This is a genomic window from Streptomyces sp. NPDC056128 (assembly GCF_042263835.1).
In the GTDB taxonomy this organism is placed as follows: domain Bacteria; phylum Actinomycetota; class Actinomycetes; order Streptomycetales; family Streptomycetaceae; genus Streptomyces.
This window is the reverse complement of sequence record NZ_JBHJVQ010000002.1, coordinates 266,815-292,787: the sequence shown is the minus strand read 5'-3', so window position 1 is coordinate 292,787 and position 25,973 is coordinate 266,815. Positions and strand designations below refer to the sequence as shown.

General features: G+C 69.5%; 18 protein-coding genes. 4 read left to right on the top strand and 14 right to left on the bottom strand.

All coding sequences use genetic code 11. From position 1 onward, the window contains the following. Positions 1–166: 166 nt before the first annotated feature. From ACFC1X_RS05265 to ACFC1X_RS05250, 4 genes are all read right to left on the bottom strand, one after another. Positions 167–4,162, bottom strand: a complete 3,996-nt coding sequence (locus tag ACFC1X_RS05265) for a ribonuclease E/G (RefSeq protein ID WP_376348931.1) — start codon at positions 4,160–4,162, stop codon at positions 167–169. A 274-nt stretch (positions 4,163–4,436) separates the two neighbouring features. Further along, positions 4,437–5,213 carry a TIGR03936 family radical SAM-associated protein gene (locus ACFC1X_RS05260; protein WP_125493032.1) on the bottom strand — a complete coding sequence of 259 codons (777 nt, stop codon included), beginning with the start codon at positions 5,211–5,213 and terminating at the stop codon, positions 4,437–4,439. A gap of 48 nt (positions 5,214–5,261) precedes the next feature. Further along, a complete protein-coding gene (locus ACFC1X_RS05255) occupies positions 5,262–6,263 on the bottom strand; it encodes a hypothetical protein (RefSeq protein ID WP_376348929.1) in 1,002 nt (333 codons plus the stop codon). A gap of 37 nt (positions 6,264–6,300) precedes the next feature. Further along, positions 6,301–8,199 carry a trypsin-like serine protease gene (locus ACFC1X_RS05250; protein WP_376348928.1) on the bottom strand — a complete coding sequence of 633 codons (1,899 nt, stop codon included), beginning with the start codon at positions 8,197–8,199 and terminating at the stop codon, positions 6,301–6,303. 391 nt (positions 8,200–8,590) lie between these two features. On the opposite strand from ACFC1X_RS05250, the gene ACFC1X_RS05245 reads away from it, so the two are divergent. Then, on the top strand, positions 8,591–10,153 hold the full coding sequence (locus ACFC1X_RS05245; protein WP_376349773.1) for a recombinase family protein: 1,563 nt from the start codon (positions 8,591–8,593) through the stop codon (positions 10,151–10,153). Positions 10,154–10,321: 168 nt separating this feature from the next. Here the strand turns inward: ACFC1X_RS05245 and ACFC1X_RS05240 are convergent, their stop codons facing one another. The 4 genes from ACFC1X_RS05240 to ACFC1X_RS05225 form a co-directional block, all read right to left on the bottom strand. Next, the gene (locus tag ACFC1X_RS05240) at positions 10,322–11,692 is read right to left on the bottom strand and encodes a replication initiator (protein ID WP_376349771.1); all 1,371 of its coding nucleotides are present in this window, start codon (positions 11,690–11,692) and stop codon (positions 10,322–10,324) included. Positions 11,693–11,987: 295 nt separating this feature from the next. After that, the gene (locus ACFC1X_RS05235) at positions 11,988–12,185 is read right to left on the bottom strand and encodes a hypothetical protein (protein ID WP_136207521.1); all 198 of its coding nucleotides are present in this window, start codon (positions 12,183–12,185) and stop codon (positions 11,988–11,990) included. After that, positions 12,182–13,483: an FtsK/SpoIIIE domain-containing protein gene (locus ACFC1X_RS05230; protein ID WP_376348925.1), complete on the bottom strand. Its 1,302-nt coding sequence runs from the start codon at positions 13,481–13,483 to the stop codon at positions 12,182–12,184. The genes ACFC1X_RS05235 and ACFC1X_RS05230 overlap by 4 nt, the downstream gene beginning before the upstream one ends. Beyond that, positions 13,483–13,833: a hypothetical protein gene (locus tag ACFC1X_RS05225; protein ID WP_361855384.1), complete on the bottom strand. Its 351-nt coding sequence runs from the start codon at positions 13,831–13,833 to the stop codon at positions 13,483–13,485. The genes ACFC1X_RS05230 and ACFC1X_RS05225 overlap by 1 nt, the downstream gene beginning before the upstream one ends. 164 nt (positions 13,834–13,997) lie before the next feature. Here ACFC1X_RS05225 and ACFC1X_RS05220 point away from each other — a divergent pair, with 164 nt between their 5' ends. Beyond that, positions 13,998–14,777, top strand: coding sequence for a GntR family transcriptional regulator (locus ACFC1X_RS05220; RefSeq protein WP_376348923.1), 780 nt, complete (start codon positions 13,998–14,000; stop codon positions 14,775–14,777). Positions 14,778–15,187: 410 nt separating this feature from the next. Here ACFC1X_RS05220 and ACFC1X_RS05215 read toward each other — a convergent pair whose 3' ends face one another. Both ACFC1X_RS05215 and ACFC1X_RS05210 read right to left on the bottom strand, forming a co-directional pair. Further along, a complete protein-coding gene (locus ACFC1X_RS05215) occupies positions 15,188–15,487 on the bottom strand; it encodes a hypothetical protein (RefSeq protein ID WP_376348921.1) in 300 nt (99 codons plus the stop codon). Between the two features lie 323 nt (positions 15,488–15,810). Next, complete coding sequence (locus ACFC1X_RS05210) at positions 15,811–16,377, bottom strand: ATP-binding protein (RefSeq protein WP_376348919.1); 567 nt, start codon at positions 16,375–16,377, stop codon at positions 15,811–15,813. Between the two features lie 208 nt (positions 16,378–16,585). Between ACFC1X_RS05210 and ACFC1X_RS05205 the strand changes: the two genes are divergently transcribed. Then, on the top strand, positions 16,586–17,962 hold the full coding sequence (locus tag ACFC1X_RS05205) for a sporulation protein (RefSeq protein WP_376348918.1): 1,377 nt from the start codon (positions 16,586–16,588) through the stop codon (positions 17,960–17,962). 4 nt (positions 17,963–17,966) lie between these two features. Here the strand turns inward: ACFC1X_RS05205 and ACFC1X_RS05200 are convergent, their stop codons facing one another. Then, positions 17,967–18,881, bottom strand: coding sequence for an aminoglycoside phosphotransferase family protein (locus tag ACFC1X_RS05200; protein WP_376348916.1), 915 nt, complete (start codon positions 18,879–18,881; stop codon positions 17,967–17,969). A gap of 185 nt (positions 18,882–19,066) precedes the next feature. Between ACFC1X_RS05200 and ACFC1X_RS05195 the strand changes: the two genes are divergently transcribed. Next, positions 19,067–20,131 (top strand): hypothetical protein, encoded by a 1,065-nt coding sequence (locus tag ACFC1X_RS05195; RefSeq protein ID WP_376348914.1) that lies wholly within the window; start codon positions 19,067–19,069, stop codon positions 20,129–20,131. Between the two features lie 295 nt (positions 20,132–20,426). Here the strand turns inward: ACFC1X_RS05195 and ACFC1X_RS05190 are convergent, their stop codons facing one another. From ACFC1X_RS05190 to mrdA, 3 genes are all read right to left on the bottom strand, one after another. Beyond that, positions 20,427–22,385: a TIGR03960 family B12-binding radical SAM protein gene (locus tag ACFC1X_RS05190; RefSeq protein WP_376348912.1), complete on the bottom strand. Its 1,959-nt coding sequence runs from the start codon at positions 22,383–22,385 to the stop codon at positions 20,427–20,429. A gap of 85 nt (positions 22,386–22,470) precedes the next feature. Continuing rightward, positions 22,471–23,670: a rod shape-determining protein RodA gene (rodA, locus tag ACFC1X_RS05185; protein ID WP_376348910.1), complete on the bottom strand. Its 1,200-nt coding sequence runs from the start codon at positions 23,668–23,670 to the stop codon at positions 22,471–22,473. Beyond that, on the bottom strand, positions 23,667–25,958 hold the full coding sequence (gene mrdA, locus ACFC1X_RS05180) for a penicillin-binding protein 2 (RefSeq protein ID WP_376348908.1): 2,292 nt from the start codon (positions 25,956–25,958) through the stop codon (positions 23,667–23,669). Before mrdA ends, rodA begins: the two co-directional genes overlap by 4 nt. Positions 25,959–25,973 lie beyond the last annotated feature (15 nt).

Below are 25,973 nucleotides of genomic sequence, written 5' to 3'. Positions count from 1 at the left end.
GGAAAGAGGTTTACGGGGATGTGACGCGTCACTCGACACGCCGACGCTCAAGATTACGGGGCCGCACGACAGGGGTCAAACCGGGCCCCTGCCCGCCTGCGCACCGTGGCCCCGCCCGCCCGGATTCCGGGTGAACGGGGCCACAGGTGCTGCGACGGGTGCCGGGTCAGGCCTCGTCGGTGGCGGCCGTGACCGAGGACGGTGCCTGCTGGGCGGCGGCCGCGGTCTTCTTCGACGCCGTCTTCTTGGCCGTGGTCTTCTTGGCGGTCGTCGTCTTGGCCGCCTTCTTCGCCGTGGCCTTCTTCGCGGTCGTCGTCTTCTTGGCCGCGGTCTTCTTGGTGGCGGCCTTCTTCGCCGTCGCCTTCTTGGCCGTCTTGCGGGCCGCCGCCTTCTTGGCCGGGGCGGCCTCCTCGGCGGCCTCCGTGTCCGACGCGGCCTGCTCCTCCTCCGGACCGGCCGACGGGACGACCATGACGGCCGCCTCCTCGGACGCGGTGGGCGCGGTGGACTTGCGCACCGCCCGGCGGCGCGTACGGGCCGGGGCCGCTTCCTCGGCGGCGGGCTCCGCGGGGGCCTCGGCGGGTGCCTGAGGCGCCTGCTCGGCCTGCGGGGCCGGTGCGGCCGGTGCGGACGGCGCGGTCTCGGGAACCGTCAGTACGGCGGCCTCCGCACCCGCGGGCGAACCGGCCGGTGCGGACACCTTCCGGGTGGCCCGGCGGCGGGTACGGCCGTTGGGCGCGGCCTCCTCGGCGGCGGGCGCCGCGGGGGCCTCGGCGGGTGCCGTGACGTGACCGCCGGCGACCGCGTCCTCGACGGCCGCGGGCTCGGCCAGCACCTCGGCGGCGGACTCGCGCCGCACGGGACGCTCGACCTCCTCCTGCACCGTGACGTCCTGCGCCGTCGGGCCCCCGGCACGCGCGGCCTCGCCCTTCCCGGCCTTCGGCGCGCCCGCCGGGGCGGACGCCCGACGGCTCGCGCGACGCCGGCCACGACCGCGCGTGGCGGCGGCCTCGGCCTCGGCGGCGCTGCTGTACAGCTCCTCGTCCGGGGTGAAGTCGGGCGCCGGGAGGGCGACCGGCTCGGCGACCTCCGCGGCGACCTCGGACTCGGACTCGGTGTCCGCCTCCTGCTCCGCCGTCGGACCGGTCTCGACGCCGGCCACGGCCTCGTGCTCGTGCGGCTGGTCGGCCCCGGCCCGCGCCCGCTTGCGGCGCTTGCTCCCGCCGCCGCCACCGGCGGCGGTCGGCTGGTCGAGGTGGACGATGACACCGCGGCCGTTGCAGTGGACGCAGGTCTCCGAGAACGACTCCAGGAGGCCCTGGCCGACCCGCTTGCGGGTCATCTGCACCAGACCCAGCGAGGTCACCTCGGCGACCTGGTGCTTCGTACGGTCCCGGCCCAGGCACTCGAGCAGGCGCCGCAGCACCAGGTCCCGGTTGGACTCCAGCACCATGTCGATGAAGTCGATGACGATGATGCCGCCGAGGTCGCGCAGCCGGAGCTGGCGCACGATCTCCTCGGCCGCCTCCAGGTTGTTCCTGGTGACCGTCTCCTCCAGGTTGCCGCCCTGGCCGGTGAACTTGCCGGTGTTGACGTCGACGACGATCATCGCCTCGGTGCGGTCGATCACCAGCGAACCGCCGCTGGGCAGCCAGACCTTGCGGTCCAGCGCCTTGGCGAGCTGCTCGTCGATCCGGTACGTCGCGAAGACGTCGACCTCGCTGGTCCACTTCGACAGCCGGTCGGCGAGGTCCGGCGCCACGTGGGACACGTAGCCGTGGATGGTCTGCCAGGCGTCGTCACCGCTGACGACGACCTGGGAGAAGTCCTCGTTGAAGATGTCGCGCACGACCCGGACGGTCATGTCCGGCTCGCCGTAGAGCAGCGTGGGCGCGTTGCCGCTCTTGGCCTTCTTCTGGATGTCCTCCCACTGCGCCTGGAGCCGCTCGACGTCGCGGCGCAGCTCGTCCTCGCTGGCGCCCTCGGCGGCGGTGCGCACGATGACGCCCGCGTCCTCGGGGACGATCTTCTTGAGGATGGTCTTCAGCCGGGACCGCTCGGTGTCGGGCAGCTTGCGGCTGATGCCGGTCATGGAGCCCTCGGGCACGTAGACCAGGTAGCGGCCGGGCAGCGAGACCTGGCTGGTCAGGCGGGCGCCCTTGTGGCCGATCGGGTCCTTGGTGACCTGTACCAGGACCGACTGGCCGGACTTGAGGGCGGACTCGATGCGCCGCGGGCCGTTCGCCATGCCCAGCGCCTCGAAGTTGACCTCACCGGCGTACAGGACGGCGTTGCGGCCCTTGCCGATGTCGATGAAGGCGGCCTCCATCGACGGGAGCACGTTCTGCACCTTGCCGAGGTAGACGTTGCCGACGTACGAGGTGGCCTGCTCCTTGTTGACGTAGTGCTCGACGAGCACGCCGTCCTCCAGGACGCCGATCTGCGTGCGCTCGCCGTGCTGGCGCACGACCATGACGCGCTCGACGGCCTCGCGGCGGGCCAGGAACTCGGCCTCGGTGATGATCGGCACGCGCCGGCGGCCCTGCTCGCGGCCCTCGCGGCGGCGCTGCTTCTTGGCCTCCAGGCGGGTCGAGCCCTTGATGGACTGCACCTCGTCGGAGGGCTCGCTCTTCTCCCGCGGCGGGCGGGGCTCGCGGACCTTGACGACGGTGCGCTCGGGGTCGTCGGTGGACGCGTCGCCGTCCCCGGAGCCGTCCCCGGCCCGGCGGCGACGGCGGCGACGGCGCCGGCTGCTGCTGGAGCCGCCACCGTCACCGGCGGACTCCGCGCCCTCCTCGGCATCCTCCTCGGCCTGCTCGGCGGTGTCGGCAGCGTCCTGATCCGCCTGCTCGGCGGCGGTCTGCTCGCTCTCGCCGTCGTTCAGGTCGCCGTCGGCGGAGTCGCCGCGGCGACGACGACGGCCGCCCCGGCGCCGGCGGCGGCGCGAGCCGGACTCCTCGGAGCCGTCGGCGTCGTCGTGGTCCTCGCCCGACTCGTCGGAGTCGGAGTCGGCCTCGGTGTCGGCCTCGGCCCGGGTGGCGGCGCGGGTGTCGGTCTCCCGCTCGTCCTGCGCGGCCGCGGGCGTCCGGTCCTCGGTGCCCTCCTCGGCGGCGCCCTTGCGGCGGCGACGGCGACGCGACCCGGCGGCCTGCTCCTCGGACGGCTCCTCGGCCGCCTCGGCGGGCTTCGCCGGCTCGGCACCGGCCGCCTCGGCGGCGGCTTCGGCGGCGGCCCGCTCGGGCGTCTGGAACTGCGGCTCGGCGAACACGGGCGCCTGGAACACGGCGACGGCGGGCCGGGACGGGCGCTTGGGCGCGTCGGCGTCGTCGGAGGCGGCGGTCTGCGCCGGGGCGGCGAAACCGCTGGCGGCCTTACGGGTGGACCGGCGGCGCGCCCGGCGCGGAGCGGCGTCCTCGACGGGCTCGGCGGGTTCGGCGGCAGCGGGGGTCTCGGCGTCCTTGGCGGCCTCGGGGGCGGGCTCACGGACGGGCTCGGGGGCGGGCTCGCTCACCTCGGCGGCGGCCTCGGCGGGCGCCTCGGCCGGGGCGGCCACGCGGCGCGTGGCACGACGGCGGGTGCGGCCCTTGGGCGCGGCGTCCTCGGCCTCCGTCCCGGCGGCGGGAGCGGCGGCGGGCTCGGCCTCCGCGGCGGCGGTGGGCTCGGCGGGGGCGGCTGCGGCGGTCTCGGCGGCGGCCGGCTCGGCGGGCGTGGTCACGCTGCGCGTGGCCCGGCGGCGGCTGCGGCGCGGCGCGGGGTCCTCGGTGACCTCACCGGCCTCGGCGACCGGCTCGGCGACGGGCGCCTCGGCACCGGAGGGCGCCGCGACGACGGTCTCGGCCGCCTCCGTCGACGTCGGGGTCCCGGCGGGCGCGGAGGCGCGGCGGACCGCACGGCGCCGCGGCCGGGCGGGGGCGGCCTCGGGGGCCGGGGCGGCGGCCTGCGCGGCCTCCGTCTCCTCGGTCTCTTCCGCCTCGTCGGTGGTGGCGGTCACCTCGGCGGGCGCGACGGTCTCGGCCGGCGCGTCGGAGCCGCCGGACGGCGGACCCGCCGGGCGGGAAGCGGCCCTGCGCCGACGGCGCGGCGGCAGGGTGTCGCTCGGGGTGTTCGACTCGGAGTCGGTCGAGGTGGTCGACGACTCGGTGGGTTCGGTCGGTTCGAGCATGCGGGGGTTTCTCCCGTCAGGCTCCCGGGCGCCGCGCCTGGTCCGGCATCGATCTGATCGACCGCCGGTGACGTCCGCGGCTCGCGCGGTGCGCGGTCGCCGCCGTCCGGGGCGCGGGCGCCGCTCGGAAGCTCTCCGTGTCTTGTCTCGCCGGTTCCGTACCCCTTGTCGTGCACGGCCTGGCGAAAGTCTTGTGGTCGGTGCGCTGCCCGACCCAGGTGGCTCCCGAGTTCGAGGGCGACGCTACGACGTCCGTCCCTACGCGGAACCTTCCCTACGCGGGCGCCTTCGCGGCGGCGGAAGCGGCGGCCGGTTGCGGCTCGGGCGCTTCTGCCTCGCGGTCGGGCGCGAGCGGGTCGGTCACCGCACCGGTCTCTTCATCGAACAGCCCCTGCGCCAGCCTGGTCACCGCTGCGGGGACCGGCGGCGCCAGGTCGGCCACGGCGCGAAGACCGGACAGGACGTCGTCGGGTCGTACGGCAGGCGTCACGTGCCGAACAACCAGCCGCAGTATCGCACAGGGCTGGTCGGTCGGCCTATCAGCCGGTGAACCGTGCGTGGTGGCGCTCTCCAGGCTCGCGACGGCGGAGCGGGCGTCGAAGGTACGGACGCCGTTCTTGGTCCGGCGCTGGACCTCCACGGCCGGGGCCGAGTTGAAGGCCGCCACGGCGCGCTCGGCGTCCGCGGGCTCCACCCCGTCCAGCCGCAGCTCCCACACCGATGCCGTCAGCCGGTCGGCGAGCCCGGAGGTCCGGGCCTCGACCGCGTCGACGACGTCGAGCCCGGCGGGCAGCGACGCGTCGAGGAGCACCCTGAGCTGCTCCGGGTCACGCGCCGCGGTGAGCGCGATCTCCAGGTACTCCGCCTCACTGCCCGTGCCGGTGGGTGCGGCATTGGCGTACGACACCTTCGGGTGGGGCGTGAACCCCGCCGAGTACGCCATGGGCACCTCGGCGCGGCGCAGCGCGCGCTCGAAGGCACGCTGGAAGTCACGGTGGCTGGTGAACCGGAGGCGGCCGCGCTTGGTGTAGCGCAGTCGGATGCGCTGCACCGCGGGTACGGGCGGCGGGCCTTCGGGCTGTCGCTTGCCCAGTGTCGTTCAGTCCTTCGTGAGAGCGGTCGTACTACTACCAAGAGTACGTGCCTCGGCGACGGATGGTTCCCGCCGGTCGACCGGCCGCGGCTTCGCGGGCTCCCCGAAGAGTGCCCGGCGTACGTCGGCGCGGGCCTGCCGCACGGTCAGCCGGGCGGCGGCGAGAGCCTGCCGGGTCGCCCGCCCCGCGGCCCGTCCGGCGTCGGCGACGGGCCGCAGGACGGTGTCCCGTACGGCGTGCCCCACCGGGGTGAGCACGCTCCGGTACGCCCAGCGGGCCGGCTCGGCCACGGTCCACCGCCACAGGGTGCCGAGGAACCGCCCGAAGGCGCGCGAGACGTACCCCGCGATCCGCCAGGCGTGCCCGAGGGCGTCCAGGACCTCCCTGCCGATGACCGCGAGGACCCGGCCCACCGGGGTGAGCACCCACCGCCACAGGGCGAGGGCGGGCAGGACCACCAGCACCCGGGTGGTCCAGTAGAGGACCGCGCCGACACCGGTGACGATCATGCCGAGACACCAGGCGAGCCCTCTCCCGCACCACGCGAGCCCGTGGCCCACCGGCGTGAGCAGCCAGGCGTAGAGCCAGGCGGCGGGTACGACGACGAGGTACCGCCCCAGCCAGGCGAGGGCCGCGTACAGCCCGCGCCCCGCCGGCGTCAGCACCCTCCGGTACAGCCACACCGCCGGCACCACGAGCAGCCCGTGTCCGAGCAGGGCCACGCCTTTGCCCAGCGGTACGACGGCGTACCGCCAGATCCCGACCAGCGGCCACACGAAGAGGACCCGCCCGAGCCAGGCCAGCGCCCGTCCGGCCGGGCGGAACACGGTGTCCCGCAGGAACCGCCCGGCGACGACCAGTACGTCCCACGCCATCCGTACCGGTACGACCAGCACCAGGACGACGATCCGCACCGGAACGCGGATCACCGCGGCGACGCACCCCTCCGGGTCCGATCGCCGCGGCGGCTCCTGCGGACGGCCGTCGGGCCGCTTCTCAAGCTCCATACCGGCACAGACGCCGAAACGCCCCGCCCGGATGCGGTCAGGTGAGTTCGCTGCGTCCCCAGCTCCAGCTGCCGAACGCGGAGCTGTCCCACTTGCGCACCGGCCCGCCGAACCCGGAACCGTTACTGGTCAGCGTCCACAGGGCGGTCCGACTGACCCCGTCACTCCCCCGACCGTTGTCGTACAGCACGCCGACGTCACCACGACCATCACCGTCGAAGTCACCCGACGCCACCTTGGACCGCTCCCAGTCCCAGCTGATCGACCCCGCACTGTCCCACTTGCGCACCGGCCCACCGAACCCGGAACCGTTGCTGGTCAGCGTCCACAAGGCCGACCGATTGGCCCCGTCACTCCCCTGACCGTTCCCGTACAACACACCCACATCACCACGACCATCACCGTCGAAGTCACCCGAGACCACCTTCGACCGACCCCAGTCCCAACTGATCGACCCCGCACTGTCCCAGACCTTCACAGGCTTACCGAACCCGGAACCACTACTGGTCAACGTCCACAGCGCGCTCCGATTCGCCCCATCACTCCCCTGACCGTTCCCGTACAACACACCCACATCACCACGACCATCACCGTCGAAGTCACCGGAAACGACCTTCGACCGACCCCAGTCCCAACTGATCGACCCCGCACTGTCCCAGACCTTCACAGGCTTACCGAACCCGGAACCATTACTGGTCAACGTCCACAGGGCGCTCCGTTTGGCCCCGTCACTCCCCTGGCCGTAGTCGTACAGCACCCCCACGTCACCACGACCATCACCGTCGAAGTCGCCGGAGACCGCCTTCGACCGGCCCCAGTCCCAACTGCCGCCCGTGGCGCTGTCCCAGACCTTCACGGGCTTAGCGAAGCCGGAACCATTGCTGGTCAGCGTCCACAGCGCGGTCCGGTTGACCCCGTCGCTCTGGCGGCCGTAGTCGTACAGCACCCCCACGTCACCGCGACCGTCGCCGTCGAAGTCACCGGAGACCACCTTCGAGCGGCCCCAGTCCCAGCTGCCGCCCGTGGCGCTGTCCCAGGCCCGCACCGGCCCGCCGAACCCGGAGCCGTTGCTGGTCAGCGTCCACAGGGCGGTCCGGTTGGTCCCGTCACTGCCCTGACCGTTGTCGTACAGCACGCCCACATCGCTACGGCCGTCGCCGTCGAAGTCGGCGGCGGGGGTCGGCACGGCGTTCGCGGTGACCCAGTCGCGGATGTCGTCGATGCGGGCGGCGACCGCGCTGCTCGTGGCTCCCGCCGTGGAGTCGACGCCGAAGCAGCCCACCTGGTTCGAACGGCTGCTGACCGCGACGAGCGCCGGGCGGCCGTCGACGGTGCGCAGGACCGGGCCGCCCGCGTCGCCCTGGCAGACCGAGGCTCCGTCCTTGCCGCTCAGGACCAGGTCGGCGCCGTCGACAGTGGTGACGGCGAAGGTACCGGTGTGCTTGTCGAGCGGCGCCCACTCGGTCGCGGTACGGCCGTGTCCGGCCACGGTGAGGTCCTGTCCGGCGGCGGGTCCCGTGGTGGCGAGGGCGACGGGGGCCACTCCCCGCACGGGCTGCGCGAGCCGGGCGAGCACGAGATCGCGCTCACCGTGCGGGCGCAGTTCCACAACGTTACGCTTCTCGCCGCCGACGGTCGCGACGGTCTTCAGCCGGGGCGGGCCGGCCGGCACGGAGAGGTCGGCGGCCGGGTCCTCGGCGAAGCAACTGGCAGTCGTGAGCAGCCACTCGGGCGAGACCAGCGAGCCCGAGCAGCCCCGCTGGTGGTCACCGACCAAGAGCCGGGCGGTGAAGCCGAGACCGGCGTCCGTCGAGGGCTCGCCGACCACCGAGTGCGCAGGTGTGACGCCGAGGAGCAGCAGCGGCGCGGCACCGAGCAGCGCGGCGGCATGTCTGAGCCGGTTCGGACGGGAATCGGTCTTGCTGCGTGCGTTCATTGCAGTCCTAGGAGTCGGTCTGGGAAAACTGGCTCGAAGGTTGCGGTACGCCGACTGCTCTTCACTTGTCGGAGGGTGCCTTCGCTAGGCGTTCACGAAATACACCCGATACCCGCCCCCCTCGGCCATCCAAGACCGTGCTCCATGATCTCGTCCACGGGTCAAACCACCCAAACTGACAGTACGTCACACCCGGAGCATGACTTACGTCACCCGAGAAACGACCGCCGCTACTTGACCGTCAGTGGCAGCAGTTTCTTGCCGGTCGGGCCGACCTGGATCTCGGTGTCCATCGCGGGGCATATGGAAAAACGCTTAAAACTGCGCCACGCTGTTCAGCATGAGGAAACGAGGACAGCGGCGGCTTGCGACAGAGCGAGTGGCCTACAGCGTGGAAGCCGAGTGGACCGAAGCCGACCTTGCCCTGTTGGCAGAGCTCAAGCGTGCTGAGGCCCTGCTCCCCGAGGATGCTCCCCGGGCTCTCCTGTCGGTCCGCTTATCGGTGCTGACGGACGACACGACGTCACCAGTGCGGCAGGAATTGGATCTCCGCATCCTGGCCAGGGAGCGAGGAAGCCGAGTCATCGGCGTCGCATCCGATCTGAACGTGTCGGCGACGAAGGTTCCGCCGTGGAAGCGGAAGCAGCTCGGGGAGTGGCTGAACAACCGCTCCCCCGAGTTCGATGAGCTCCTCTTCTGGAAGCTCGACCGCTTCGTACGTCGTCTTTCCGATCTCTCGACGATGATCGAGTGGAGCCTGAAGCGCGGCAAGAACCTGGTCTCGAAGAACGACAGCCTTGACCTCACGACGACCGCCGGGAAGATCATGGTCACGATCATCGGTGGTATCGCCGAGATCGAGGCGGCCAACACATCGACCCGGGTCACGAGTCTGTGGGACTACGCAAAGTCCCAGGAAGACTGGATCATCGGGAAGCCGGCATACGGGTACGTCACGGACGAGGACGACACGGGGAAAGTCGTTCTCGTGGTCGACCCGGAGGCGTCCAAGGCCCTGCACTGGGCCCGACGCATGGCCCTCCGGGGACGCTCCGCCGGATTCATGGTGCGCTGCCTAAAGCGGTCCGGCCTGATGACACAGGGGCTCACCGTGGCGACGCTCCACCGCCGTCTACGCAATCCCGCGCTCCTCGGCTACCGGGTGGAGGAGGACAAGAACGGCGGTCAGCGACGCTCGAAGCCGCTACTGGGCAAGGATGGCAGGCCGATCAAAGTCGCTCCTGCCATCTTCACCGAGGAGGAGTTCGAAACCCTCGGGGCCGCTCTCGATCTTCGCTCGAAGAACCAGCCGCCGCGCCGTGTCGGCGGAGCGACACAGTTCCTTGGCGTGATGCTGTGCGCCGCCTGCAAGACGAACATGACGGTACAGATCACGAACAACAAGTTCGGGACGTACCAGTACCTGCGGTGCCGCAACTGCAAGAGCGGAGGTCTTGGCGCGCCCAACCCGGAGCGGGTCTACGAGCGTCTGGTGGAGGACGTGCTGAAGGTCCTCGGAGACTTCCCCGTGCAGGTTCGCCAGTACGCCGAAGGTGCCGAGGCGCGCAGGGAGATCAAGCGCCTTCAAGAGGCCATCGCTCTGTATATGAAGGAGCTCGAACCCGGAGGCCGTTACACGAAGACGCGGTTCACGAAGGAGCAGGCGGAGGCGACGCTGGACAAGCTCATTGGGGAGCTCGAAACGATCGATCCCGAGACGGCCAAGGATCGATGGGTCAACGTCCACGGCGGTAAGACGTTCCGTGAGCACTGGCAGGAAGGCGGCATGGAGGCCATGTCCGCCGACTTGTACCGAGTCGGCATCCGCTGCGAAGTGACCCGTACGAAGGTGCCGAAGGTCCGAGCCCCCAAGGTGCATCTCCGTCTTCTGATTCCGAAGGACGTACGCGAACGACTCGTCATCCGAGAGGACGACTTCGCGCAAGCCTTCTGACCACGTCCACCCATGAACGGAGCCGCCTCCCCGTCGCATAGGGAGGCGGCTCCGTTGTTCTATTCGAACCATGTCGCCGGGTCGAACGGTGCTTCCGTACCGTCCTCATCCACGATCACGATCTCGGTTTCGATCAGGCTCGTAGCCCTGTCATTCCCAGGCTCAGGTTTAGGCAGCGGAGTGATCGGCCCCACCTCCCTGCTGCATCGCATCTGCGCCGAGTCGCCGACACTCCGCAAGGTCTTCTGCGACGCCAGCGGCGATGAGGGCGGCGCCGGGGGTGTGGCCGGAGCCGACGTAGCGCCAGTGCGCATCCGTGATCGCGTCGGGGGTGTCGGTGTGGCCGAGGTGGTGGGCGCGTTCGGCACGCAGGGCGGCGTAGGTGGTGGAGTAGGCGCGGGATTTGGTGAGGATGTGGCCCCGGTAGCCGAGGGTGTGGGTCCAGGTGTGCAGGCGCAGCGGTGCGTGTTCGGGGAGGCCGCCGAGGTTCCAGCAGGTGTGCATGAGGGTGCGGACGTGTCGGCTGACGGGTGCCGTGTCGATGTCGTCGCAGGTGGTGACTTTGTGGTCGGTGCCGGCGCCCGTCTCGGCGGTGCCTTTGCTGACGTACTTGGCGACGTAGGCGGCCACGGCGTCGTCGTCGGGCCCGTCACCGTCGGCGTGCAGGACGCGTACGTCGGTCTGCGCGCCCCAGCTCAATTCCAGTTCGCCGACGGCCGGGCTGTAGGGGGTGCAGACTGAGACGCGCCGGGCGGACGCGTGCACGGCGCGGGTGAGCCGATCCGTCGTGCCCCAGGCCGGGGGATCTTCGGCGGGACCGTCCGGCCCGTCGAGGCGAACCACGGCATGCACGTGGACGGCCGCGCGCTTCTGGTACTCGGCGATGCGCGCGAACGACAGCCGGGCGTGGCGGGCGAAGCGGGACTGGACGATGCCCGCCGAGGAGGCGAGGCGCCGCCGGACGTCGATGACAAAGCGGTCCCACAGTTTGGAGGCGTGGGCGTGCCACAGGACGTGTGCGGTGTAGTCGTAGCAGTCCGTGCAGAGGGGCTGTCCGACAACGGGGGCGTCGGGGGCGTGCACGGTGTGGCAGCCAAGGGGACGGCGGTGCTCGCAGGCGCCGCCGTCACGGCGAGGGCGGCATGTTTGCCCCGCACGGTGCACCGCTCCGAAGGAGGGGGCAGTCAGGGTGACGAAGAGACGGGGCCGCGTGCGAACGGTGGCGGGAACGTTCTTGCCGCCCATGAGACCGGCGCGGACGAGGTGGAAGGTGTCGCCCGCGTGGAGTCGGGAGCAGGCGGGGCAGACGGTCGCCCGGCGGTTGCGGCAGCGGACCAGGAGGCGTTCGCCGGGTTCGTTGCGGGTGTCGTAGTGGCGGAGGATCTCGCCGGTTGTGCCGTCCAGGGTCGTGGTGGAACCGGAGAGGTGCACGGGATGAGCGCAGCCGCCGGTTTGGGTGATCTGTTGCAGCCAGCGGGGAAAGTCGGGGTCTTGGGCGATGCGGAGGGCGTCTCGGTCTGCTTCGGGGAGCTGACGCAGGCGCGCCGCGCGGTCGAGGGCGGCGCGCCGGTCAGCCGGGGTGGTGGGGTGCGGGGTGATGGTGGTGACCTTCCGGGGTGGGCCGCCGCAGCGGCACGGGTGGTGGGTGGTGGCGCGTCATCCGTCATGGGGATCACTCCTGTTGGTGCGGGGTGGATGGTGGGTTAGCGGATGGTTCCGGTGCCCCGGCAGACGCGGCAGCGGCGCAGTCGTCCGGTCCAGGTCTTGCGGGCTCCGTCACCCTTGCAGTGGGTGCACCTCACGCGGCGCATCGTCATGGAGGAGTCCTTGTCTCTCAGGTGTGGGAGAAGCCGCTGACGGCCCACGTGACGAAGCCGTGGATGGTGAACAGGACGGGGGTCTGGCCGAGGTAGAGGCCGAACAGGCCCACGCACACCGCCTCCCAGCCGCGTACGTCGCGGGAGCGGACGAGGAGGACGGTGATGATCCCGAAGACCACCGCGAACGTGAACGCCGTACCTTCGCTGATCACTTGACGTCTCCTTCCAGCGCCACCAAGGCGCGCTCTATGGCCGGGAGTTCGGGGGTCATGGCGGAGTGCTTCCGAGCCGTGGCCACGGCCTCATCCGTGAGGGTCAGGTGGGAGCGGGCACGGGCCCAGCCCCCGTCCGGGCCGGTGCACACCGCCACGCCGCGTTCCTGAGCCGTGATCGCCTGCGCCACCGCCACGGCGTCCTTGTTGAGGTCGCCAAGGGTCATTTCTGCGGTGCCGGGGTCGTTGACGCGGTGGCAGATCCGGCCGCCGAGCTGGGCGCGCAGGGCGGTGACACCGGGGCCGAGGTCGGAGCCGACGCGTTGGCCGGCAAGCACCAGGTGCAGGCCGAGCGCGGCACCGAGCTGGGCCAGCCGCAGTAGGAGCGTGGAGCACTGCTCTGCTTCCGCCTTGCTCTGCCGGGTGCCGTCGGACAGGTACAGCTCCGCGATCTCGTCCACCAGGACCACGACCGGCACCGGGCGGAGCTTGTCCGGCAGCTCCCACACCGAGCGCACCCCAGCCGTGCGGCAGGCACTCATGCGGTCCTGCATGTCGACCACCAGGGCCGTCAGCACGGCGACCGCTTCGCGCCTCGATGTGGCGAGCGCGCTCAGCCGGTCGGCGAAGAGACCGAGTTCCATGCCGCCCTTGCAGTCGATGCCGACCAGCGCGACCGGTTGGGGTGCGAACTGGGTGATGACCCGGGCGAGCAGGGTCGACTTGCCCGAGCGGGTGGCCCCCGCGATGAGCCAGTGCGGGACCAGGCGCAGGTTCATCACCCACGCCCCGCCCGTCTCCAACGCACCGATCAACGCCGACAGCAGTTCCGCCGGAGCGCTCGCTAACCCGGGCCGTTCCAACGGGTCGGTGGCCGTGGCGGTCAGCAGCACGAGGCCGCGTTCAGGCGAGGTGACCCGCACGGCGTGGACCTTCCACGCGTGGACCAGCGCGTCAGCCGCCTGCATGTACGTCGCAGGGGTCTGGCCCGCGTGCAGCCGCACCACCACCGTCAGCCCCATACGGGTCGCCCGCGGGAAGGAGATCCGCGGGGCCACTGGCCGCACCGGGTCACCCTTGACCAGCAGATGCCCGACCAGCGTGCGGGCCGGGAGCCGGGACACGGCGAGGTCGTTGAGCAGGGCGACCCGCCGCCAGGTGGACGCCACCCGCCAGGCCGTCACGGGGTATCCGGTGAGGTACCAGTGCCAGGCCGGTCGGTGGCGGCGCACCAGGTCACCGACGACCAGCAGCCAGGCCCCCACCGCCAGGGCGAAGGCGATCAGGATCGGTTCCATCAGGCGTCACCACCCTTGCCGTGCGCCGTCGCCGTGGCGGGGACGGGGGTGATGGCGTCGGCGCGGAAGCTGACGCCGTGCCGGTCGCCCATCGACCAGGCGAACGCGGTCAGGCCGGTCACTTTGACGATCTGGCCCTCTTGGATGCCCTTGGGTTCGCCGCTCACGGCGATCTCGATGACGGAGATCCGCCGCCGGTCCTGCCGCACGGTCACGGCGACGGTGTAGACCGGGTTGCCGTCCCGGTCCTTCTTCACCTCCTGCGTCTCGGGGTTGCTGAGCTTTGCTTCCGGCGCGATGGCGCAGCGCAGTACGCCAAGCCGGGTCGTGTCCACGGGAATGGACTGCATTTCTGTGGCCTCCCTGGCCAATCAGGACGCCCGACCTATACGGACGTCACTTGTCCTTACGAGTGCCAAGCTTGGAGCACTGTACGGCGAGAGTGCAAGTACTTATGCTGACGAGTGATGTCGCGCGTGCGACGTGCCTACGACACCAGACCGGAGATGCCGAGATGACGGAGATCCAGCGCCCCGGAGCCCTCTACCAACAGGTCGCCGCCGCCATCCGCGAAGCGATCCTGACAGGAGAACTCACACCCGAGGCCCCGTTGCCGTCCGAAGCCCAGCTCATGACCCGCTACGGCGTATCCCGCCCCACCGTCCGCAACGCCATCGCAGCCCTGCGGGCAGAAGGGTTGATCGACGTCCGGCACGGCAAGGGCAGCTTCGTACGCTCCGACGGACACCCCACCCTCAGCCTGGATCGCCGCATCAGCCACGCCCCCGGCGGCACGTTCGTCATGCTCGGCGGTGACGTCTGGGGCGAGGCCGAGGAACCGAGCACGTACCGCACCCGCACGACGAAGAGCACGGGCCGACTGCTCGACCTGGGCGAGGAAGAGGAGCTGTTCGGCTGTGACCGTCTCCTGACCGATGCCAGCACCGGCGCGCGGGCGATGCACCGGACGCTGATCCCCTTCGAGGTCGCTGAGAGTGTGCCGGCACTCGCCGAAGAGCCTGGCCAGCAGCCGACAACCGCCTACGCGGCACTCGCCAAGGCCGGGCACAAGCTGTGGTGGTCGGAGACCGTGCGCGCCCGTATGCCTGTGCCGGATGAGCGCGCCACGCTCCAGCTCCCGGACGCGACCCCGATCCTGCATCTGTCCCGCGTCACGCACGGCACCGACGACCGGCCGCTGATCCTCGAAGAACTCCGCATCGGAGCCGACCGCGCCGAAGCCGCCTACCGGATCACCGCCGACAAGCAGCGCACCCGACGCCGCCAGACCTGACCGGCAACGAGGATCGGTCGAAACCACCTTCACTTCCTCAAGGGCGCGCCTGCGGCGCGCCGGGGCGCCCGGCCGCCCCGGCCGGGCGTGCGGCGTGACCGCCGGTCCCGTCCGGTCGGCAGACGCCCCACACCGCAGCACGCCCAGGGAGTCCGGGGGACGACCGGCCGCCGGGAGCCGGGGCGTGGTGGGCCGGGGGTCGCCGGGCTCCGGGACTTTAGGCAGCCACCATGGGGCGAGCCTCGAAGAACAGGGGGCCCATCGGCCACAAACGCGGGCAGGACCAGTGCCTGCCCGATTCGCCTGACGAGCGTAAGGCCCCCTGTTCACTCGCCCCATGGCAGCTCCCGCCCAAAGTCCCAGAGCCCGACGACGTGCCCACGCAACCCGCTCACCCGACCCAGCGCCCATCACCGACCACCGCCATCACGATCAGCCAGCGCCTCCAGGAGCACCGCGAGCCGATCAGCCGTCTCCGGCCAACCCGCCAGCCGCACCACCCCACGCCCGCACTCGTCGGCCGACGCCACCGCCCGCACCGCAGACAGCTCGAAACCCGCACCCAGAAGCGCACGGTTCAGCCGGTCCGCAGACTCACGCGCCGACCGCCAGCCCCCGACGTAATCGACCCCGCGCACCCACAGACCCGACTCCACACCCGCAACGTCATCGAGCCCGTCATGCAGCCAACCCTCACCCGCGCCAGTCATTTGGCCACTCCCATCCGCTCAGCTAACGGATCATCAAGTCTTCGTGGCCCGGGGTGTGTAGACAGCACAACGACCCCGGTACCATCGGGCACCGGGGAACGCTGTGTCCCCTCCCGGACCACCCCGGTTGCTGCCAGGCGCGGGGGTGGTCCGGTCTCGGTATGAGGTTGTGAAGCGCGGCCCCTTGGCCGGGTGGGGAACCCGATGAACAGTTCCCAAGGGACCGCGCCCTGTGGGCCGGAGAGGTCAAACTCCGGCCGATGCCCGGGCCGTCACCCCACTCCTGATCGCGAAGGAGGGTTGTGGAGGCGACGGCCCGGAGATCAACGGGGCGTGCCGGCCGTTGCCCCCTGGTCTGCGTCCATGCGGCACCAGACCGTCTTGCCGCCACCCTCACCCGGCGTCCACCAGACGGCCGATGCGAGTCGCTGAACGATCAGCAGACCCCGGCCGTTGTCGGGAAGCACGGCCTCTGACAGCTCACCCATGAGTCCAGGCGAGAAGACATCTCCCAGTGGGAGGAGCGGCGGCGTCGAGTCCTCGTCCGCGACGCCAATGAAGAGCCACTTCGGCCACAGCTTGAAGCTCACGTCCATACGACGAGATCCACCAGGCTGGGCCAGGCCACGTTCCGGCACCACGTGGTTCACCACGTTGCCGACCAGCTCCGAGACGATCAGCCGAGCGTCGTCCACCATGGCATCCGCACCGGCGCCCCGCAGGAAGACGGCCGTCATGTCTCGCGCCACGCGAGCCGTGTCGGCGGCCTCCGCAAAGAGCGTCACAGTCAGGAAGTGCCCGGCGGAGGGATCAGGCTTGGCGAACCAATGGGCGAACGCCTCGATCTCCGCGCCCACTTGTTCGCGCTGCCGCACTTTCCTCGCGTCCATGACGTCCCCTTGTTAGCTTCGACGGCCCTTCCGAGACCGCTTGCTACGCGGAATCCAGTACACGGCGGACGACGTCTGACCGGGAGTGTTCGCCGGGGGGTTCACGTGAACACCGGCAAAGCCAAGGGGGGTTCACCAATGAACCCCCCAACCCGCCACTTTGTGACACGATGAATACTCGCCGTCATTCTCGGGTTGGCAGGGGAGCATGAGCCGAGAGCCGAACGCGCAACTGATCGCGGTCATGAACGAAGCGCAGGTCTCGAACAAGGGCCTAGCGAAGCGGATGAAGGACGCCGCAACGCAACGCGGCACGCCTCTCGGAACCACTCACGTAGCCGTCCAGCGCTGGCGCGATGGCGCAGGCATCCAGCCGCATACGGCAGCGATCATGGCTGATGTCTTGAGTGCCAAACTGAGCCGTCGCGTCACACCCGGCGATCTTGGCTTCTTCGACCACTCGCAACAGTCCACACCGGAAGCCGTCGGCTACCCCAGCACCGTCCCCGACGCGCTGTCCATGCTTGACGGACTGGCCCAGGAACGCGCCGAAGACGCGCCGCCCGGCGGAGGTCTGATCGTCGCCGACGCGGACCTGAGCTCCACAGTCCTGTCCTGGATGATCGGGAGGCCCGACGGCATCCAGGCCGACAGGCCGGCACACCAGCGAATCGGCATGCGCGACGTCCGCGCGATCCGAGACGCAGGGGACATGTTCATGCAGCTCGACTTCAAGTATGGAGGTGGCCACGGCCACCGCGCCTTACGCCACTACTTCCGACATGAGGTCTTACCCCTCCTCAGTGCGAGCTACAGCGAGAAGGTGGGGACCGCGCTCTACAGCGCCGCAGCCGAGGTGTCCCAGCTACTCGCGTGGACCGCGTACGACACCGGCAACCACCGGCTTGCCCATCGCTACCTCACTTCCACACTCCGCCTGTCACAGGTCATCGATGACCGCATGTTCGGGGCCCGCATCCTTGGCAACCTCAGCCACCAGGCGAACTACCTCGGCCACCACACCCAGGCCATCCAACTGGCCCGTGCCGCCGTCGAGGGGGCCAAGGGCCGAGCCACCCCGCGAGCCATGGCGAACTACTCCGCGATGGAAGCACGCGCCCTGTCGAACGCAGGTGACCGGATCGGCGCCGGACGCGCCATGAACGAAGCGGAACGCCACTTCGAACGTGCGGACACGGGAGAAGACCCGGCGTGGCTCAGCTACTTCGACTCAGCGGAACTCATGGGCGAACTGTGCCACTGCTTCCGCGACCTCAAGATGCGCCGAGAAGCCGTCGAGCAGGCGCAGCGTGCCGTCGACGGCACGGACCCGAAGTACGCACGGACTCTCGGTTTCTGCCGCATGGTTCTCGCCCAGAGCCAGCTACTCAACGGCGAACTGGAAGCCGCCGTCCAAACAGCCAGCCTGGCCGTGGACGGCGGCGACAGCCTCCAGTCAAACCGCTTCCACCGCTACGTCACCGACTTCCAGGCCGAGGTAGGCGGACACGTGGGCAACCCCGTGGTGGCCGCCTTCAACGACCAGGTACGGGATGCCCTGGCCCGCCTGGACGACGACGAGTAACGCCCTACCAGGGACGCCAATCCCGCGGAGCCGCATCATCACGAAGTGCCGCAATGCGCCGACGGTACTCCGCAGCCGTCTTCTCGTCCTCTCCGATGTTCTGCATGAGCCACGTCGTCATGCCGAACTCTTGAAGGCCGCGAAGGGTTTCGTAGCCCGGCCAGTCGTGCAGGTCCCGCCCGTAAGCACGCACGAAGTCGGCGTACTGCGCTTTGCTCTGCCACCCAAGACTGTGATGCTCAACGGCCGTGACCATCAGATCCCATTCAGGGTGGTCGTAGCAGAAGGCTTCGAAGTCGATCAGGACGACCCGACCACGGTCGTCCACCATGAGGTTCTGCACGTGCGCATCCCCGTGCACCGGCCCCTTGGGCGTCTCGAACTCCAACTCCTTGTAGCGATCTTGAAGTTCACGCCAACGCTTACGCAGGAACGTCCTGTCATCCTCGGGAATCGAGGCACGGTCAATCCGTAGTTCTTGCCTACCAAATGGATCAAACCGGGACAGTTCAAGACCGGCCGGAACGGTGAGCGTGTGCAGGTCACGGAGCACGGCCCCCAGCTCCCCGTAGGCAGGTTTGCGATCACCCTCGACAATCTGACGCCAGAAGGTCACCGGGTACCCGTCGATCAACAAGGGCTGTTCAAGATCCTCCACGATGCGCGCTGCGGAGAACCCCTCCCCCGCCAGCCACCTGGAGACAGCCACCTCTTTACGCGCCGTAGGCAGCCACTCTCGTCCCCTTGCCACACGCACGATCACCGGCGCGGAGGCCAGCCGGAACAACGCGTTCTCTCCGAGCCGGATCAGCTCCGCCTCGTTGCCGTCGAGCCCAGCAGCCCGGCACGCGGTGGCCATTACCCGCGTAACCCTCGCCGACGTGAACCCCTCATCCGATCGAGCAGCGTCAACCGCCATGCCCGTACCAGCTCCCCTAGTTGCGCGCGATCAACCAGCGCACGCCATCGGGTGACCAACCCGACGCGCACTGGACATGCATCGACGGTATCGAGTAGATCACCCTCAGGCGACCCCACGTCAGCTCACGCTTCTTGCGACTGCTTCCTCGATATCGCCCGCCCTATCGGATATAACGTGCAAAGATGAGCCTCATGCTGAGCGGGGTACGGAGAAGGCTGACGCGGAAGCGACGCGAAGCCGCCGATAAAGAGATCGAAAAGCTCAAGGCAAGCATGGAACGACTCTCTTTAGGTCGTTCGGTACCCCCACGCGTTCGGCTTGCCTTGAGAGTCCATGAGCGCTTTCAAAGCAAAGGCCACTTAATAGGATTTCTACATGGCGTAGTCGTCGGCGTCTGGTGGCCGATGCCGATTATCTTTGCCCTCGACACCAGGCCTGGATCGATGCGCGACGTAACGGGAACAGTAATCAGCTCTGCAACGGACACAGTGAAGCACTCAAACGATTCGGCCGATCTCGTGTCCAGCCTTCTTCAGATAGCAGCAGGGTCCGTATTTCTCGCCGCATTCTATGCGGTAATCACCATAGGTCCAGTAATCCTCGGGGCACGTGTCGCTCTGGGGTTCGCCGGAATACCAACCCCTGGGCGGAAGGTATTTCTCACCTATCGCCGCTCACTCCTCGTTTACTGCTGCTCAGACGCCCTCGTGGCATGCGCAGAGCCACTCGGCAAGACCGGAGAGAGGCGCAGCAAGGCACTCCAAAAAGTTGGCGAAGAATTGAGCTATGTCCGCACTTCCCTGCGGACAGCACATCGCTTCACCAGAGGATTTTCAAAACGCGCCCGGCGAAAGCACGTCAAATCACACGCGCTGCGCGTTTCGACCTATCTTGCACAGCTTGAAAAATCAGTCGAGGAGATGAATGACGCCGACCTGAAGCAATTGGCAAACACGGTTCTACGTATCGCCGAACGGTGCGCAGATGGGAAGTTCGGCAGCATCCTGGAGGAAGACACTATCGCTGACGTAGTAGTACCCGAGCGGGAGTCCCTCCGCCTCCTACTTACGGCGGCGGCGGCAATCGTGATCGCGGCGGGCTCACTTTACGCAGTCGCCGCTCTTAAAATGCCGTCCAGTCTGGAGCCACTCGTAGTGTCCGGCTCCATCCTGTTGACAGTGAGCGTGAGCTACGGAAAGCGAGCACTCCACAAGATAGACGCGATCCGTGGGATAACGGGGCAATAGGTCAGCGCAGACCTGCTAGGCAAGTGCTTCGTGTCGTCGATGAGGGAGCCGGGCAGTAGATGCCTGGACGGCGACACTCGCAGGCCAGGAGGAGTCAGACCCACTCCACCTCGGACTGGATCCGTTCGGAGCCCCCAGGCGGCGGCAGCGGCGTCCTCGTCGCCCTCTGTGCGTGACGTTGCCGCCCCTTCACTACCCCAAGTTCGGTCAGCGCTGCGGCCACGTCTTCCTCCGTGACATCAGCCACAGCCTCAACGACCCGCCGCAGCGCCTCACTCACCCTCGGATCCCCGTATCAGCTGGTCGGAGCGTTGTTCTTGACCGTCAGCGGCAGCAGCTTCTTGCCCGTCGGGCCCGTTTGTGGCCATGTGTCGAACTGGGGGCAGACGCCGCAGTCGAAGCACGGGGTCCAGCGGCAGTCGTCGACCTCCGTCTCGTCGAGGGCGTCCTGCCAGTCCTCCCAGAGCCACTCCTTGTCGAGGCCGGAGTCGAGGTGGTCCCAGGGCAGGACCTCCTCGTAGCCGCGCTCGCGGGTGGTGTACCAGTCGACGTCGACGTCGGTGGGCGCCAGGGCCTTGTCGGCGCAGGCCATCCAGCGGTCGTACGAGAAGTGCTCGCGCCAGCCGTCGAAGCGGCCGCCGTCGTCGTAGACCGCGCGGATGACGGCGCCGAGGCGGCGGTCGCCGCGGGAGAGGAGGCCCTCGACGATGCCGGGCTTGCCGTCGTGGTAGCGGAAGCCGATGGAGCGGCCGTACTTCTTGTCGCCGCGGATCTTGTCGCGCAGCTTCTGCAGGCGGGCGTCGGTCTCCTCGGAGGAGAGCTGCGGGGCCCACTGGAAGGGGGTGTGGGGCTTGGGGACGAAGCCGCCGATGGAGACCGTGCAGCGGATGTCGCCCGCGCCGGAGACCTCGCGGCCCTTGGCGATGACCCTGGTCGCCATGTCGGCGATCTGGAGGACGTCGTCGTCGGTCTCGGTGGGCAGGCCGCACATGAAGTACAGCTTCACCTGGCGCCAGCCGTTGCCGTAGGCCGTCGCGACGGTACGGATCAGGTCCTCTTCCGAGACCATCTTGTTGATGACCTTGCGGATGCGCTCGGAGCCGCCCTCGGGGGCGAAGGTCAGGCCGGAGCGGCGGCCGTTGCGGGTCAGCTCGTTGGCCAGGTCGATGTTGAAGGCGTCGACGCGGGTCGAGGGGAGGGACAGGCCGATCTTGTCGTCCGTGTACCGGTCCGCGAGGCCCTTGGCGACGTCGGCGATCTCGGTGTGGTCGGCGGAGGAGAGGGAGAGCAGGCCGACCTCCTCGAAGCCGGTCGCCTTCAGACCCTTGTCGACCATCTCGCCGATGCCGGTGATGGAACGCTCGCGCACCGGGCGGGTGATCATGCCGGCCTGGCAGAAGCGGCAGCCGCGGGTGCAGCCGCGGAAGATCTCCACGGACATCCGCTCGTGGACCGTCTCGGCGAGCGGGACGAGGGGCTGCTTGGGGTAGGGCCACTCGTCGAGGTCCATGACGGTGTGCTTGCTGACCCGCCACGGGACGCCGCTGCGGTTGGGTACGACGCGGGAGATGCGGCCGTCGGGCAGGTACTCGACGTCGTAGAAGCCGGGGACGTACACGCCGCCCGTCTTCGCCAGGCGCAGGAGGAGTTCCTCGCGGCCGCCGGGGCGGCCCTCGGCCTTCCAGGCACGGATGATCGCGGTGATCTCCAGGACGGCCTGCTCGCCGTCGCCGATGACGGCGCAGTCGATGAAGTCGGCGATCGGCTCGGGGTTGAACGCCGCGTGCCCGCCGGCCAGGACGACCGGGTCGTCGATGCCGCGGTCCTTGGCCTCCAGCGGGATGCCCGCCAGGTCCAGGGCCGTGAGCATGTTGGTGTAGCCCAGCTCCGTGGAGAAGGAGAGGCCGAAGACGTCGAAGGCGCCGACCGGGCGGTGGCTGTCGACGGTGAACTGCGGGACGGAGTGCTCCCGCATCAGGTCCTCCAGGTCCGGCCAGACGCTGTAGGTGCGCTCGGCGAGGACGCCCTGCTGTTCGTTGAGCACCTCGTAGAGGATCATGACGCCCTGGTTGGGCAGTCCGACCTCGTAGGCGTCGGGGTACATCAGGGCCCAGCGGACGTCGCAGGATTCCCAGTCCTTGACCGTGGAGTTGAGCTCTCCGCCGACGTACTGGATCGGCTTCTGCACATGCGGGAGCAGAGCTTCGAGCTGCGGAAACACAGACTTCACAGACTCGGCGGCTTCGGCAGGCATCTCACGGAACCTTCGTGTGCTGACAAGGGGGACCATCCAGCCTAACCCGGCGAGGATGGTCCCCCGTACCGTCCACGGCCCGCGCTCAGGCCGACATGGGTCTCTGCACCGTGATCGACTGGAGCAGCCCGACCGCCATCCACACGGCGAACATGGAGGAGCCGCCGTAGGAGACGAAGGGCAGGGGCAGACCGGTGACCGGCATGATGCCGAGCGTCATGCCGATGTTCTCGAAGGTCTGGAAGGCGAACCAGGCGACGATCCCGGCGGCGACGACCGTGCCGTACAGGTCGGGGGTGGAGCGGGCGATCTTGCAGGCGCGCCAGAGGATCACACCGAGCAGGGCGATGATCAGGCCCGCGCCGAGGAAGCCCAGTTCCTCGCCGGCGACCGTGAAGACGAAGTCGGTCTGCTGTTCCGGTACGAACCTGCCGGTGGTCTGCGAGCCCTCGAAGAGGCCGGAGCCGGTCAGTCCGCCGGAGCCGATCGCGATGCGCGCCTGGTTGGTGTTGTAGCCGACGCCGGCCGGGTCGAGGGCCGGGTTGGCGAAGGCGGCGAAGCGGGCGATCTGGTAGTCGTCCAGGATGCCGAGCTGCCACACGGCGAGCGCCCCGGCCGTGCCGGCGCCGAGCAGTCCGAAGACCCAGCGGTTGCTGGCCCCGGAGGCGAGCAGGATGCCCAGCACGATGATGACCATGACCATGACCGACCCGAGGTCGGGCATGAGCATCACGATCAGCATGGGCACGGTGGCCAGGCCCAGGGCCTGGAGCACGGTCCGGTGGTCCGGGTGCTGCCGGTCCCCCGCGTCGACGCGGGCGGCCAGCAGCATCGCCATGCCGAGGATGATCGTGAGCTTCACGAACTCCGAGGGCTGGAGGGAGAAGCCGCCGGGCAGCTTGATCCAGGAGTGGGCGCCGTTGATGGTCGAGCCGAGCGGGGTGAGCACCAGCAGGATCAGGAAGACGGAGGCGCCGTACAGGACCGGCACGGCGGTGCGCAGGGCGCGGTGGCCGAGCCAGACGATGCCGACCATGAGGGCGAGCCCGATACCCGTGTTCAGGAGGTGGCGGGTGAGGAAGTAGTACGGGTCGCCCTGGTTGAGTTCGGTGCGGTTGCGGGTCGCGGAGTAGACCAGCAGCGAGCCCAGCAGCGACAGCGCGACGGAGGCCAGCAGTATCGGCCAGTCGAGCCGCCGGGCCATGGAGTCCCGGGCGAAGAGCCGGGTCCAGCCGGCCTTCTCGGGGCCGTACCCGGAGACCTGGAAGCTGTTGGCGCCGGTCATGCGCGTGCCCTCCGGCTTCCGTGTCCGCCGCCGGTGCCGCGCCTGCCCGGGCCGCCGCGCCGTCGGCGGCGCCTGGTGTCGCGGTTCTCGGTGTTCTGGGTGGGCGGGGTGGCGCCCTGCTCCTGGCCGTCGATGGGGGCGTACTCCTCCTCGGGGGAGACCTTCTCGTCCGGCTGGAGGTCCTTGACGATGTCCTTGGAGATCTTCGGCGCGGGGATGGTCCCGTCGGCCTTGATCGTCGGGAGCTTCGCCTGCGGCTGGGGCAGCAGCGCCTTCTTCTTGTCGATCGCGCCGTCGTCCGAGACGCCGTACAGGGCGTTGTAGATGTTGCGGACGGCGGGGCCGGAGGCGCCGGAGCCCGTACCACCCTGGGAGATCGTCATGACGATCGAGTAGTCCTTGGTGTACGTCGCGAACCAGGACGTGGTCTGCTTGCCGTGGACCTCGGCGGTACCGGTCTTGGCGTGCATCGGGATCTCGTCCTGGGGCCAGCCGCCGAACCGCCAGGCGGCGGTACCGCGGGTGGCGACACCCGCGAGGGCGTCGTCCATCTTGGCCAGCGTGGTCTTGCTTATCGGCAGCTTGCCGTGCGACTCGGGCTCGATCGCGCTGACCTGCTTGCCGTCGGGGCTGACGACCGCCTTGCCGATGCTCGGGTCGTAGAGGGTGCCGCCGTTGGAGATGGCCGCGTAGATGGTGGCCATCTGGATGGGGGTGACGAGGGTGTCGCCCTGGCCGATGGAGTAGTTGATGGAGTCACCGGCGCGCATCTTGTTGCCTTCGAGGCAGTTCTCGTACGCGATCTTCTCGACGTAGGAGCCGTCCTTCTTGCCGGACTTGCACCAGGCCTCGTGGTTGGCCTCCCAGTAGTCCTGCTTCCACTGCCGGTCGGGGACGCGGCCGGTGACCTCGTTGGGGAGGTCGATGCCGGTCTCCTCGCCGAGGCCGAACTGGTGGGCGGCCTTGTAGAAGAAGTCGTTGGGGTCCTTGGGCTTCATGCCGCCGTCCTTCTTCCACTCCTGGTGCGCCAGGCGGTAGAAGACGGTGTCGCAGGACAGCTCCAGGGCGCGGCCGAGGCTGATCGGGCCGTAGCTGGCCGACTCGAAGTTCTTGAAGACCTGGCCGCCGACGTTGTAGGCGCTGGAGCAGTCGTACCTGCCGTCGAAGTCGTAGCCGGCCTCCACGGCGGCGGCCGAGGAGACCACCTTGAAGATGGAGCCGGGGGCCGCCTGGCCCTGGGTGGCGCGGTTGAGCAGCGGGTAGTTGGAGTCCTTGCCGGTGAGCCGCTTGTAGTCCTTGGCGGAGATGCCGCCGACCCAGGCGTTCGGGTCGTAGTCGGGGTTGGAGGCCATGGCGACGACCCGGCCGGTCTTGGCCTCCATCACCACGACCGCGCCGGCGTCGGCCTCGTAGAGCCGGTTGGTGTTGCGGTCCATCTCCTTGCGGGCGGCCTTCATGGCCTCGTTCAGCTCGTACTCGGCGACCCGCTGGACTCGCGAGTCGATGCTGGTGACGAGGTTGGAGCCGGGGGTGCCCGGGTCGGACTCGGCCTCGCCGATGACGCGGCCGAGGTTGTCGACCTCGTAGCGGGTGACGCCGGCCTTGCCGCGCAGCGCCTTGTCGTACTGGCGTTCCAGGCCGGAGCGGCCGACCTGGTCGGAGCGGAGGAAGGGCGAGTCGGTGTCCTGGGCCTTCTGCAGTTCCTCGTCGGTGACCGGCGAGAGGTAGCCGAGGACCTGGGCGGTGTTGGACTTGCCGGGGGCGGCGTAGCGGCGTACGGCCATGGGCTCGGCGGTGATGCCGGGGAAGTCCTCGGCGCGCTCGCGGATCTGCAGGGCCTGCTTGACGGTGGCCTCGTCGGTGACGGGGATCGGCTGGTAGGGCGAGCCGTTCCAGCAGGGCTGCGGGGTCTCGGCGTCGCAGAGCCGGACCTTGTCGATGACGTCCTGGGGCTTCATGCCGAGGACGCCGGCGAGCTTGGTGAGGACCGCCTTGCCGTCGTCCTTCATCTTCAGCAGGTCGGTGCGGGAGGCGGAGACCACGAGCCGGGTCTCGTTGTCGGCGAGTGCCACGCCGCGGGCGTCCAGGATCGAGCCGCGGGTGGCGGGCTGGACGACCTGCTGGACGTGGTTGCCGGACGCCTCCTCGGCGTACTCGTCGCCCTGGCGGATCTGGAGGTACCAGAGCCGGCCGCCGAGGGTGGCGAGGAGGGAGAGGACGAGGATCTGGATGACGACGAGCCGGGTCTGGACGCGTGTGCTGCGGCCGGTCTCGGGGATGTTGGTCACTGCTGGGTCCCCCTC